The organism is Comamonas testosteroni (assembly GCF_014076415.1).
Lineage (GTDB): Bacteria > Pseudomonadota > Gammaproteobacteria > Burkholderiales > Burkholderiaceae_C > Comamonas > Comamonas testosteroni_F.
Genome location: NZ_CP043568.1, coordinates 4,456,559 through 4,468,951, shown reverse-complemented (window position 1 = coordinate 4,468,951; position 12,393 = coordinate 4,456,559). Strand labels below are relative to the sequence as shown.

At 65.2% G+C, this 12,393-nt stretch carries 8 protein-coding genes; 4 read left to right on the top strand and 4 right to left on the bottom strand.

The features are described from left to right. Positions 1-317: 317 nt before the first annotated feature. The 3 genes from F0P97_RS20505 to F0P97_RS20495 are packed head-to-tail and all read left to right on the top strand — an operon-like array spanning position 318 to position 4,979. On the top strand, positions 318-3,125 hold the full coding sequence (locus F0P97_RS20505) for a xanthine dehydrogenase family protein molybdopterin-binding subunit (protein WP_182283744.1): 2,808 nt from the start codon (positions 318-320) through the stop codon (positions 3,123-3,125). Further along, the gene (locus tag F0P97_RS20500) at positions 3,125-3,694 is read left to right on the top strand and encodes a (2Fe-2S)-binding protein (protein ID WP_050872197.1); all 570 of its coding nucleotides are present in this window, start codon (positions 3,125-3,127) and stop codon (positions 3,692-3,694) included. The genes F0P97_RS20505 and F0P97_RS20500 overlap by 1 nt, the downstream gene beginning before the upstream one ends. After that, positions 3,687-4,979 (top strand): cytochrome c, encoded by a 1,293-nt coding sequence (locus tag F0P97_RS20495; RefSeq protein WP_182283743.1) that lies wholly within the window; start codon positions 3,687-3,689, stop codon positions 4,977-4,979. Before F0P97_RS20500 ends, F0P97_RS20495 begins: the two co-directional genes overlap by 8 nt. 163 nt (positions 4,980-5,142) lie before the next feature. On the opposite strand, the gene F0P97_RS20490 is transcribed toward F0P97_RS20495, so the two are convergent. From F0P97_RS20490 to hemC, 4 genes are read right to left on the bottom strand one after another with little or no spacing between them, the layout of a single operon-like run. After that, complete coding sequence (locus F0P97_RS20490) at positions 5,143-6,453, bottom strand: heme biosynthesis protein HemY (RefSeq protein ID WP_182283742.1); 1,311 nt, start codon at positions 6,451-6,453, stop codon at positions 5,143-5,145. A 17-nt stretch (positions 6,454-6,470) separates the two neighbouring features. After that, complete coding sequence (locus F0P97_RS20485) at positions 6,471-7,586, bottom strand: uroporphyrinogen-III C-methyltransferase (protein ID WP_182283741.1); 1,116 nt, start codon at positions 7,584-7,586, stop codon at positions 6,471-6,473. Further along, a complete protein-coding gene (locus tag F0P97_RS20480; protein WP_182283740.1) occupies positions 7,583-8,428 on the bottom strand; it encodes a uroporphyrinogen-III synthase in 846 nt (281 codons plus the stop codon). The genes F0P97_RS20485 and F0P97_RS20480 overlap by 4 nt, the downstream gene beginning before the upstream one ends. Before the next feature lie 13 nt (positions 8,429-8,441). Beyond that, positions 8,442-9,386, bottom strand: coding sequence for a hydroxymethylbilane synthase (hemC, locus tag F0P97_RS20475; protein ID WP_182283739.1), 945 nt, complete (start codon positions 9,384-9,386; stop codon positions 8,442-8,444). 78 nt (positions 9,387-9,464) lie between these two features. Here hemC and ppc point away from each other — a divergent pair, with 78 nt between their 5' ends. Then, positions 9,465-12,314, top strand: coding sequence for a phosphoenolpyruvate carboxylase (gene ppc, locus F0P97_RS20470; protein WP_182283738.1), 2,850 nt, complete (start codon positions 9,465-9,467; stop codon positions 12,312-12,314). Positions 12,315-12,393: the final 79 nt, after the last annotated feature.

Here is a 12,393-nt window from a genome sequence, read left to right as displayed (position 1 = left end):
CGACAAGCATCAATGAAGGAAGTTGGCATTGATGAACATCAATTTTCCGAGTATTTAACTTGTGAATTTAGGCGGCGAAAAATCATGCAAGCCGCTGTTTCTATACTCCGCGCCTCTTAGTCTTTTAAAAGACCAAAGCGTGGCGGACGGCCAAGGCTGGCGATATGTGGGCAGAAATGCCGACAACAACTGCAGCCGTTATCACCTGCTTTTTGACTCTTGGACGCATACAACGTTCGGGAATACATAGTCATCTAGCGATGTGCCCACGCCAGTCCTTGTTGTTGCTGTGCGCATTGCAGCAAGGAGTTGGAACCGTGTCCAAACTGGACTTGAATCGGCGCAGTTTTCTGAAGGCTGCCGCCGCCATGGGCGTGATTGCGAGTGTGCGCCCGGTCAAAGACGCGCTTGCGGAATTGATAACGCCCGCCAGCGGTCAGGAGACCCACTGGATCAATGGCAACACGCTCAACTACCGCCGCGACGGCATGGCCAAGGTCACCGGGCAGAAGGTCTTTGCCATCGACCTGCGCGCCAGAGACATGCAGGGCTGGCCCGCGCAGCAGTCGCACGCGCTGACCATTCATATCCCGCGCGCCGACCGCATCTACGAAGGCCTGGATCTGTCGGTGCTGGGCAGCGACTACCAGCCCGATGTGCTGATCGACGCCGAGTCCCTCGCCGCCGACGGGGTAGGAATGCCCGAGCCGGGCTTCTACGGCGAGTTCTTCGTCAGGAAGGGCCAGGTTTCGCCCATGCTGGGCCACCCGGTGGCCGTGGCCATCTGGCACGACTACGAGAAGTTCCGCGTGGCCAACCAGCGCCTGCGCTTCAATGACGCGATCTTCCGCTTCGGAGCCGAGGCTGCCCAGCCGCCGCGCGCACCCTATGTGGCCGCGCGCTATGTACGCGTGCAAGGCGAGGACGGCTATGGCGAGGACAGGTTCTCGCCCATGAAGAACACCGTCATCTGGCCTCAGCTCGATGAAAAAGGCGTGCACTGGCCCGACAGCAGCCACCCCGCCTTCGGTGCGCTGATGGGCGAGTCGGCCCGTATCCAGGCCGAGATGAAACAGCCCAAGGACGGCTTGCGCGCGTTTGCACGCAAGTACTACAGCCAGTCCATCGAGCATGTGGCCATGGAAATGGAAAACGGCCTGGCCTGGTATGAGCAGGGCAGCGGTGCACTGCACATGGTCGCCGCGAGCCAGGCGCCCTACGGCACGGCCGAGCATGTGATGCACATGCTCAAGGACAGCAAGCTGCCGCTGAACCAGCTCGACTACATCAGCTCCTACACCGTGGGCTACGGCCAGAAGGAGCACCATCCCTTCCCGTTCTACGTGGCACTGGCGTCGCTGTACGCCCAGGGCCGTCCGGTGCGGCTGGCGCTGGACCGCTGGAAGCATTTCCAGTTCGCCCTCAAGCGCCATCCCTTCGACGTGGAGACAGCGATCTCGGTGGACAAGGACGGCAAGTTCCACGCGCTGACCTGCCACATGGTGGGCGATGGCGGCGGCGTGACCAACTTCAGCCCCTCGGTGGGCACGGTGGCGGTGACGGCGGCGCAATCCATTTACTACTTCCCCGAGAGCGACCTGTCGACCGAGGTCTACCCCTCCATCGGCGTTACGGCCGGCTCCATGCGCGGCTACGGCACGGTGCAATCCATGGCCTATACCGAGATGCTGGTCGATGAGATCGCCCAGGAGATCGGCCTGGACGCCATCGAGCTGCGCCGGCGCAATGTGCTCAAGAGCAGCATGAAGAACACCCAGGGTGCCTCGCCCTCGGGTCATCTGCGCATAGGCGAGATCCTGGACATGGCCGCCAAGGACCCGATGTGGATCGAGCGCGCCAAGCGCAAGGCCGACTTCGAGGCGGCCAACCCCGGCCTGCGCTACGGCATAGGCTTCGGTGCCGTGCAAAAGGACTTCGGCACGGGGGCGGAGGCCTCGATCGCGCAGCTGGAGATCACGCCCGAGGGCCGCATCAAGATGCGTCACATCGCCACCGAGATCGGTACCGGCAGCACCACGGCGCAGCTGGTGGCGGTCGAGCCCTTCCTGGGGCGCCCGGCGGACGACGTGGACTTCGCGGTGAACCACTGGGACAACCTGCCGCTGCATACCAAGGACGAGCCTTACACCACGCCCCAGGCCAAGGAGGACGAGCTGGCGCGGGATCCGACCTGGACACCGCGCCTGGTGTCGCCGGTATCGGCATCGAACTCGGCCTACTACTTCCGCCACGCCACGCAACAGGCGGCGCAACTGCTGCTCAAGCTCTGCCTGTGGCCTGCGGCCCAGTCAATCTGGTCCGGCAAGGAGGGTGGGGGGCAGATGCTGCCCAGCACCGTCACCGAAGACATGCTGGAGTGGCGTGAACGCATGCTCGTGGCCGAGGGCCTGGAGCCGCTGAGCCTGGAGCGCCTGGCTGCCCGCGCACACGAGTTGGGCATCGTGACCGGCGTCTGCGTGCACGCCTTCAATCGCTGGGCCTGGGCCAAGGCCGACTTCACGGTCGAGGGCAGGAAGTTCCAGGCCATGATCGACGCCCTGTCCGTGCAGTACGGCAAGGGTGCGAGCGAGGCTAGGAAGGCCGCGATGAAATCCGGCGGCTATGCCTTCATCGCACGCGACAGGGTCTATTACCCGCCGGTGCAGCGCACCAATGCGGGCACGGTGTACTACGCGCCCTGCGCCACCATGGTGGAGCTGTCCGTGTCCCCGGGCACGGGCAAGGTGAACCTCCTCTCGCACAAGACCTGGCTGGAATGTGGCACGCAGATCGTGCCCGAGCTGGTCTCCGGCCAGATCCAGGGCGGTGTGGCCATGGGTATTGGCCATGCACTGTACGAAGACCTGCCGCGCCACGAGACCGGCCCCGGCAACGGCCAGTGGAACCTGAATCGCTACCACGTGCCGCGCGCCAGCGAAGTGGCTGTGTGGAAGGCCGAGGGCGTGGTGCTGCCGCCGCTGTCGCGCACCGATCCGCCCAAGGGCATGGCCGAGGTGGTGATGATCCCGGTGGTCGCCGCCTGCGTCAACGCCATCGCCCATGCCACGGGCAAGCGCTTTCATGCGACCCCCGTGACCCCCGACAAAATCAAAGAGGCACTGTGATGCAGGACCGTATTCAATTCTCCGCCACCATCAATCGCAAACAGGTAGGCCCCGTCGACGTTCCCAAGGACTTGATGATGATCGAGTTCCTGCAGGAGTACGCGGGCATGAACGGCACGCGCCTGGGCTGCGGCCAGGGCGTGTGCCGCGCCTGCACCATCATCGTCGACGACCCTGAAAAAGGCTCGATCACCGTGCCCGCCTGCGTGACCGGCGTGACCTGGCTCAACGGCAAGACCATTCGTACCGTGGAAGGCATTGCCTCGGTGGACGACAAGGGCGTGGTCCATCCCTCGCTGGTGCAGAAGGCCTTTCTCGAGCACTACTCCTTCCAGTGTGGCTACTGCACGCCCGGTTTCGTGAACTCGGCCACCGTGCTGGTGGAAAAGCTCCAGAAGCACCCCGTGCCCGCCGATGAGGTGGAAAAGGCGATCGAGGAGCAACTGGAGCCCCATATCTGCCGTTGCACCGGCTATGTGCGCTACTACAACGCCGTGCGCGACGTGATCCTGAAGACGCCGGGCCTGACCACGGGCAAGCGCAGCAAGGAGGTCGTGAACAATGGCTAAGACCTGGATCAAGGGCCTGGGCGCAGCCGCCGTGCTGGGCGTGCTCGTGGCCGGGGGCATGTGCATGTATCTGTACGGCAGCGCAAGCGGCGACGTCCCGCCGGCCACGGTGGACTTTGCCAAACTGGGTCCGCAGGAGTTCGATGCGCTGTACAAGCGTGGCGAGCAGGTGTTCCGCGCCGGTGACTGCGCGGCCTGTCACAGCTCTCCGGTCACGGGTGCGGAGCTGGCGGGCGGTGTGCCCATGGTCACTCCCATGGGAACGCTTTACGGCAGCAATATCTCGCCTTCCAAGAAGCACGGCATCGGCGGCTGGACGGCCGATGATCTGTACCGGGCAGTGGCTGCCGGCATGGCGCCAGGGCGCAAAAACCTGTATCCGGCCATGCCGTATGCCAGCTACCACCAGATCACGCGTGCCGATGTCGATGCGCTCTGGGTGTGGCTGATGAAGCAGCCGGCCGTGGAGGTCGCCAACAAGCCCAGCGAGATGGGCTTCCCGTTCAGCATCCGTCCTGCCGTTGCCATGTGGAATGCGCTCAATCGCCCCGCAGCCAAGGAGTTCGACATGTCGGTGGACGAACTGGTGCGCGGCAAGTATCTGGTGGATGTGCTGGGCCACTGTGCCGAATGCCACAGCCCGCGCACCAAGGCCACCTTCGCCATGGATGGCTCGCGCTATCTCGAGGGCAACACCATCGAAGGTTCCTACGCTCCGGCGCTGACCCCCGATGCCCTGAGCGAGCGCGGCTGGACCAAGGACGATCTGGTCAAGTTCTTCCGTACCGGACTGTCGCCGCAAGGAGTGATGACTTTCCGCATGTCCTCGGTGCTCGAGCATTCCACCTCGCGCATGGCGGAGGCCGATGTGCGCGCCATGGCCGCCTATCTGACCCAGAACCGCGAGATGCCCGGGCCCAAGCTCAAGGCTGCCGAGGGGCAGACCAGCGTCAAGGGCGAGAACATGTACCTGGGCCTGTGCGCGGGCTGCCACGGTGCGCAGGGCCAGGGCCAGCCGCATTCGTCGGTGCCCATGAGCACCAACACCACGGCCATGTTCCCCACGCCTATCAACCTGATCCGCGTGATCCGCGAAGGCGTGCACGAGCGTGACCTGGCCCATGGCGAACGCATGCAGACCATGCCCGGCTATGCCGACAAGCTCAGCAACGAGGAGATGGCCGATCTGGTCAACTACATGCGTCAGACCTGGGGCGGCCGCCCTGGCGACGTGACCGCCGCGCAGGTGGCGGAGCATGTGAAGACCATAGAGCACAGCAAGTAAGTCCAGGCCTGGCCTGAGGCCACGGTCGCTCGCGGCTTGCCGCGGCGGCCGTGGCCTTTTGCTTTGTGCGCATGAAGTCACGAGGGGACTGTGGCCCGAACCGGGGCCGCTCCATGCTGGAGCATCTGGTTTTCAGGTGTTCATGAGCCGGAGCTGAGCGCGCCTATTCGTCCTGCGCCGGATTGTCCGGCAGCACCACCATGGCCTGGGCTGCGAGTTTCCAGGCAATGGCCGAGGCCTCCATATCGCCACGGTGCTCGGCCATCAGCGCCAGGCGCTGCCAGGCACGGGTGCGCAGCTGGGGGTCCTGCAGCTGCGGTGCGGCGCGGGTCAGCAACTGCTGGGCCTTGCCCCAGAGCTCGCGCTGCACGCAGGCCATGCCGGCCAGATATTGCAGGCGCGGCTCGCGCGGGTTGGCATTGGCGGCGGCTTCCATGCGAGCCAACCAGGCTCCATCCAGCTTGCCCAGACTCGATTGCAGCACTTCCACCAGCTTGGGCAGATGGGTTTCCGTGCGCGGTCCGGGCTGGGTCAGCAAATGCTCCCACACCGGCAGCAGCCAGGCGCGCGCCTGCTGGGCTTCGCCACCCAGCTCGATCAGACGTTCCGTGGCAGGGATGGCCACTTCGGGCATGGCACGCTCGTCTTCGTCCAGCGACAGCCAGAACTGCTGCAGTGACGAGGTGTCGCGTGCGTCGCGGATGCTGGCCAGCAGCAGGCCGCGAACCACGCTGGCCGAGGCCGCGGGAGAGAAGGCGCGGTGTTTGGCCAGCAGACGGGCGGTGTCGAGCGCCGCCTGCGTGTCGCCGGAAAGGCGTGCGGCCTTGAGCTTGATGCGCAGGGCAATCGTGCGGCGGCCCGCGCCCAGCGGCAGCTCGCCCAGGCGGCGAATCGATTCGGCGGCATCGCGGTCATCCAGTGCCCAGCGGGCGGCGCGCATCTGAGCGCCTTCGCGAATTTCCATGTCCTGGGTGTTGCCGGGGATGGGGAGTACGTCCAGAGCCTGTTGCCAGTGCTTGTCGCGCAAGGCGGCATCCTGCAGGGCGTGGGAGGCATCGGCGGCGATCAGGTGGGCCGTGGCGTTCAGGCGTTCGCCATAAGGCAGGCCGGCCTTTGCCTCGCGCAGCGATTGCTCGGTGGACAAGGCGGCCAGAGCCGATTTGCGGGCGCGCAAAAAGCGGCCGGCTTGCAGATGCGAGAGCGCTTCAAGCAGGCTCTGGTTCATGCCACGCTCTTTTTGCTGCATGCGCCAGCGGCGTGCCTGGTGCGGCATCTGCAGCAGCACTGCCAGGGCGCGCAGCGCGGCATAAAGCAGCACGAAAGCCAGAACGAGAAGAACCAGGGCAAGGTTCAGCGACATGTCCACCCGGTAGGGCGACCAGAACCAGGTCACCGAGCTCTGGTTATTGCCGGCAAACAGTGCCATGGCCACGGCCACGGCAAACAGACCCATCAACCACAAGGCGGCGCGCATCTCTGTGTCCTCCTCGATTAGCGGCCGGCGGCCGCTGTGGTCAGAGCGTTCAGCGTGTCTTCAAGCTCCACGCGTCCGCCCGCATGCAGATTGGCCTGAATCTGCTGCAACTGCGCCTGGGCGATCTGGGTGCGCCGCGAGCGTGCATCAAAGTATTTGTTGAGCAGGGTGCCAGCAGCGCTCAGGTCGGCGCGCGCCGATTCCCACTGGCGCGACAGCAGGGCCAGACGAGCGTTGAGCAGTTGCAGCTTGAGGTTCTCGCGCAGGAAATAGCCCTGCTCGGGGGCCAGCAGGGCCACCTCGGGGTGATCGATACGGCGCACGCGCACCAGATCGGCCGCGCCATCCTTGAAGGAGTCCCAGACCCGCTGACCCTGGCCTTGCCACCAGATCCACTGCGTAGGGGAGATGCCGGCTTCCTCGGGCGTGTCATGGGCGGCCGCCGTCTTGCGGGGTTGGGCATCGCGCGCGCGCGGGCGACCCACATCGTTGATCAGAGCCAGGTCATCCACCTGGCGAATCAGGTCTTCGATACGGCTGAGCACCCCCGTGGTGTCCGTCACACTCATGCGCGAGAGCTTGTCCAGATCCAGATCGATGGCGCGCACCACCGGGGCCAGGCGTGGCTGGGCCGTGCTTTCCACGCGCTTTCTGGCTGATTTGAGGCTCGCCACCAATGGCTGGAGGCTGCCCGAGAGTTCAGCCTGTTGCTGGGCCATGCGTACCGAGGATTCGATATCAGCCACCAGGTTTTCATCGCGCGAGCGCGACATGCTCTGCATCAGTTCCTCGAGCTGGTTGCGCTGCAGGCTGAGTTCGGCCACACGCGCCTCCATCACGGAGACACGCGCTGCGCTGTCGCGAGCCAGATCCTGAGCGTCCTTGGCCAGGGTACGAGCCTCCACCGACTGCGCGCCGGACTGCGCCGACTGGCGCGCCAGCTGCTCCTGCATATTGCCCACGCGCTGCCACAGCATGCCGCAGGCGACCAGGGCTGCGGCAGCCACCGCTCCCAGCGTCAGCACCAGAGCCGTGGGCGCGCCCCGCCCGGTCTGAGCGGAGGCGGGATGGTCCTGGCTGGGCGGTGGGGCTATGGGTTGCTTGTCGGAGGTGGGGATGGCATCGGAGCTCATAGAGCCGATTCTATAGACGCAACTACATCGTCCAGACTTGGACGACTGTGCAAAACCCGACCGAAACCTGCTGAAAGTGCTTTGCTGGCAATGCGTTCATGGGTGGTGAGCGCTAACCCCGAGTGCCATTGCTGCTGGGGCAGCAGCTGTTGCAGGTTGGCAACAGCTTCCGAGCTGCTGAACAGCCACAGGCTGCCGTCGCTGGCGGCTTGCCGGGCCAGATCCAGCTGTTGCGCCGTCCATGGCGGAAGCTGGCGCTCATACACGGCCAGCAGTTCCACCTCGGCCCCGGCTTCGCGCAGCCGGGCTGCCAGCCAGTCACGGCCTGCGCCTTGTGTGGACGGGATTGGCATGCCGGCATTGCCGATGACGGGAGCGGTCGCAGGGCTGGTGCCGCGCACGATCAGCACGCGGTCTCCGGCTCGAACCTGGCCCTGCACGTTCTGCCACAGCGCTTCGGACTCGAACTGGGCGGCATCGGGGGAGGGACCGTCGATCTGGCGGGAGCTCAACCCGAGCTCCAGCAAGGCACGCTCCGTACCCGGACCCGGAGTCCAAGCTCTTGTATCAGGAGCTAGTAGCGCTTGACCAGTATGTGTTTGAGGTGAATTCTGTGCAAAAAAATACTGCGCCGCATTGCCGCTGACAAACATCACGGCCCGGTAGTGACCGGGTTTCAGCGCCCATTGGCGCGCCCTCAGCAGAGCCTGGTGTGCAGCCGGGTCTGTGCAGGGCCCTATGCCTATCAGCGGCAAGGCCTCGGCCTGCAGGCCGCGGGCGCGAAACGCATCGACCCAGGGTTTCGCATCATGCAAGGGGCGGGTGACCAGAACGCGGCGCATGGGCAGGCGCGGCTCAGTCCTGCCTGGGCGCCGCAGGCACGGCCCCTGCAGCCTGCAGCTGCGCGGCCAGTTGCTCGCCCAGAGCGTTGGCGCTGGCAAAGTCCGTGACGCTGGCGCTGGCCTGCACGCGCACCAGGCCCTTGCTGCCCTCCATATCGCCCCAGGCCGCATCCATGTGCAGGGTGTCGCCTTCAAAGCGGCCGTAGGCGGCCAGCGGCATGGAGCAGCTGCCGCCCATGCAGCGGCTGACGGCGCGCTCGGCAGTCACGGTCAGCCAGGTGGGCATATGGGCCAGCGGAGCCAGGGCGTCAATGATGTCCTGACGGTCGGCGCGCACCTCGATGCCCAATGCGCCCTGACCGGCGGCGGGCAGCATCTGGGCCGGCTCGAACCTGGCGCGGATGCGCTCGCTCATCTCCAGGCGCATCAGGCCGGCGGCTGCCAGCACGATGGCGTCGTACTGGCCTTCGTCGAGCTTGCGCAGGCGGGTGTTGACATTGCCGCGCAGGGCCTCGATCCTGAGGTCGGGGCGCAGCGCCTGCAGCAGGGCCTGGCGGCGCAGGCTGGAGGTGCCGACCACGGCACCCTGGGGCAGCTCGTCCAGCGATGCATATCGGTTGGAGACAAAGGCGTCGCGCGGGTCTTCGCGCGTCATCACGCAGGCCAGCACAAAGCCCTCGGGCAGCTCCATGGGCACATCCTTCAAGGAATGCACGGCCAGATCGGCGCGGCCTTCCTCGAGAGCCACTTCAAGCTCCTTGACGAACAGACCCTTGCCACCCACCTTGGACAGGGCTCGGTCCAGAATCTGGTCGCCCTTGGTCGTCATCCCCAGCAGATCGACGCTGTGGCCGCGCCCGCGCAAGATCGCCTGCACATGCTCGGCCTGCCACATGGCCAGCTGGCTCTCACGTGTGGCAATGACGATAGATGTGGGTGAGGATGCAGAAAATTTCATGACGACGCGGTCTCAAGCGGGTAACGGGGAATGCTAGCATGGCAAGTTGCCCTATACCGTGCCCAAGGAGAATAGTTCATGCCTTCCGCCCGCCCCAAGAGCGCCGCACATACAGACAAACATGGCGACAAGCCGGTGCGCAAGACCGACAAGGATTTGCCGCTGATCGAGGACATACGGCTGCTGGGGCGCATTCTGGGCGACGTGATTCGCGAGCAGGAAGGCGGGCCGGCCTATGAGCTGGTCGAGCAGGTGCGCCAGCTATCGGTGGCCTTCCGGCGCGATGCCGACGAAGCGGCCGACAAGGCGCTCAAGAAGCTGCTCAAGGGCCTTTCCAGCGATCAGACGGTGAGCGTGATTCGCGCCTTCACCTATTTCTCGCACCTGGCCAATCTGGCCGAAGACCGCCACCACATCCGCCGCCGCGCCGTGCACGAGCGTGCCGGCAACACGCAGGAAGGCAGCATCGAGGTGGCACTGGCACGCCTGCGCTGGGCGGGCATCTCGACTGCCACCGTGGTCGACACGCTGGCCAAGAGTTTCATCTCGCCCGTGCTGACAGCCCACCCCACCGAGGTGCAGCGCCAGAGCATTCTGACGGCCGAGCGTCGCATTGCACAGTTGCTGGCCGAGCGCGACGACATCCTGATGCGCGCCCAGCTCTACAACAGCGCCAAGGACGCGCTGACCCCGCGCGAGCTGACGCGGGTGGAGGCGCAGCTGCGAGCCTGCGTGGCCCAGCTGTGGCAGACGCGGCTGCTGCGCCATTCCAAGCTGACGGTGGCCGACGAGATCGAGAACGCCCTGTCCTATTACGAGGCCACGTTCCTGCAGGAGATCCCCAAGATCTACGAGCAGCTGGAGCAGGAACTGGGCGAGAAGCTGCCCGAGCAGAGCTTTTTGCGCATGGGCCAATGGATTGGCGGCGACCGTGACGGCAACCCCTTTGTGACGGCCGATAGTCTGGAGCTGGCCCTGTCGCGCCAGGCCGACGTGGCACTGCGTCACTATCTGCGCGAGGTGCACTATCTGGGCGGCGAGCTGTCACTGTCGGCCAATCTGGTGGACATCACGCCCGAGATGCAGGCACTGGCCGATGCTTCGCCCGACCACAATGTGCACCGCAGCGATGAGCCCTATCGCCGGGCGCTGACGGGCATCTATGCGCGGCTGGCCGCTACGCTCAGGCAGCTGACGGGCGGCGAGGCGGCACGCCACGCCGTGGCGCCGCAGAATGCCTATGCATCGGCCGACGCCTTTCTGGCCGATCTGCAGATCATCGACGACTCGCTGTCGCGCTATCACGGCGATGCCCTGGCGCCGCAGCGCCTGCGCCCGCTGATGCGTGCGGTGCGGGTCTTCGGCTTCTACCTGTCCACGGTGGACCTGCGCCAAAGCTCGGACAAGCACGAAGAAGTGGTGCGCGAGCTGCTCTCGGTCGCCAAGGTCGAGCTCGATTACAGCCTTCTCGAGGAGGATGCCAAATGCGCGCTGCTGGTGCGTCTGCTCGAAGACGCACGCCCTCTGCGCGTGATGGGCGGCGACTACGGCGACCACACGCGCAGCGAGCTGGCCATCTTCGAGACCGCCAAGCGCCTGCGCGAGCGCCTGGGTAGCGAGGCGATTCGCCATTGCATCATCAGCCACACCGAGACCGTCAGCGATCTGCTCGAGGTGCTGCTGCTGCAAAAGGAAGTGGGCCTGCTGCGCGGCACCCTGCAGGACGGTGCGCAATGCGACCTGATCGTGGTGCCGCTGTTCGAGACCATCGAGGATCTGCGCAATGCCGCGCCCATCATGCGCCGCTACTACCAACTGCCCGGCATTGCCGAGCTGGTCAGAAAAAGCGGTGGCGAGCAGGACATCATGCTGGGCTACAGTGACAGCAACAAGGACGGCGGCATCTTCACCAGCAACTGGGAGCTGTACCGGGCCGAGATTGCGCTGGTCGAATTGTTTGACGATCTGGCCGACCACTACGGCATCCGGCTGCGCATGTTCCATGGCCGCGGCGGCACCGTGGGACGTGGCGGCGGCCCCAGCTATCAGGCCATTCTGGCGCAGCCGCCGGGCACGGTGCGCGGTCAGATCCGTCTGACCGAGCAGGGCGAGGTCATCGCCTCCAAATATGCCAACCCCGAGATCGGGCGCCGCAATCTGGAGACCCTGGTGGCCGCCACGCTGGAGGCCACGCTGCTGCAGCCGACCAAGCCGGCGACCAAGGCCTTTCTGGAGGCCGCGGCGTTTCTGTCCGAAGCCAGCATGGCGGCATACCGCGCGCTGGTCTACGAGACTCCGGGCTTTACCAATTACTTCTTCAGCAGCACGCCGATTCGCGAGATCGCCGAACTCAATATCGGCTCGCGCCCTGCATCGCGCAAGGCGACCCAGGCCATCGAGGACTTGCGTGCCATTCCCTGGGGCTTCAGCTGGGGCCAGTGCCGCCTGACGCTGCCGGGCTGGTACGGTTTCGGTTCGGCGATCCAGGCCTTCATCCACCGTCCTGGCAAGGATGCCAAGGCGCAGCTGGCGCTGCTGCAGAAGATGTACCGCCAGTGGCCGTTCTTCCGCACCTTGCTCTCGAATATGGACATGGTGCTGGCCAAGAGCGACCTGAACCTGGCCTCGCGCTACAGCGAGCTGGTGACCGACACGCGCTTGCGTCGCCGCATCTTCGGCGCCATCGAGGCCGAGTGGCAGAGCACGGTGGAGGCGCTCAACCAGATCACGGGCGACAAGCAGCGCCTGGAACACAACTCGGCGCTGGCGCGCTCCATCCGCCACCGCTTCCCCTATATCGATCCGCTCAACCATCTGCAGGTGGAGCTGGTGCGCCGCTGGCGTGCGGGACAGACCGACGACAGGGTCAAGAACGGCATCCATCTGTCCATCAACGGCATTGCTGCCGGAGTGCGCAACACGGGTTGAGGCAGATAATGCAAGCTCCTGAATCAGGAGCTGGTATCGATAATGAATAAAGGGTTTGAGGTATATAAGTACTCAAAAC

What these genes read in the sequence shown, in the direction of transcription:
- hemC (WP_182283739.1), bottom strand. Translation starts at nt 9,386, where the DNA reads ATGAAATTTTCTGCATCCTCACCCACATCTATCGTCATTGCCACACGT.
- F0P97_RS20500 (WP_050872197.1), top strand. Translation starts at nt 3,125, where the DNA reads ATGCAGGACCGTATTCAATTCTCCGCCACCATCAATCGCAAACAGGTA.
- F0P97_RS20495 (WP_182283743.1), top strand. Translation starts at nt 3,687, where the DNA reads ATGGCTAAGACCTGGATCAAGGGCCTGGGCGCAGCCGCCGTGCTGGGC.
- F0P97_RS20480 (WP_182283740.1), bottom strand. Translation starts at nt 8,428, where the DNA reads ATGCGCCGCGTTCTGGTCACCCGCCCCTTGCATGATGCGAAACCCTGG.
- ppc (WP_182283738.1), top strand. Translation starts at nt 9,465, where the DNA reads ATGCCTTCCGCCCGCCCCAAGAGCGCCGCACATACAGACAAACATGGC.
- F0P97_RS20490 (WP_182283742.1), bottom strand. Translation starts at nt 6,453, where the DNA reads ATGCGCGCCGCCTTGTGGTTGATGGGTCTGTTTGCCGTGGCCGTGGCC.
- F0P97_RS20485 (WP_182283741.1), bottom strand. Translation starts at nt 7,586, where the DNA reads ATGAGCTCCGATGCCATCCCCACCTCCGACAAGCAACCCATAGCCCCA.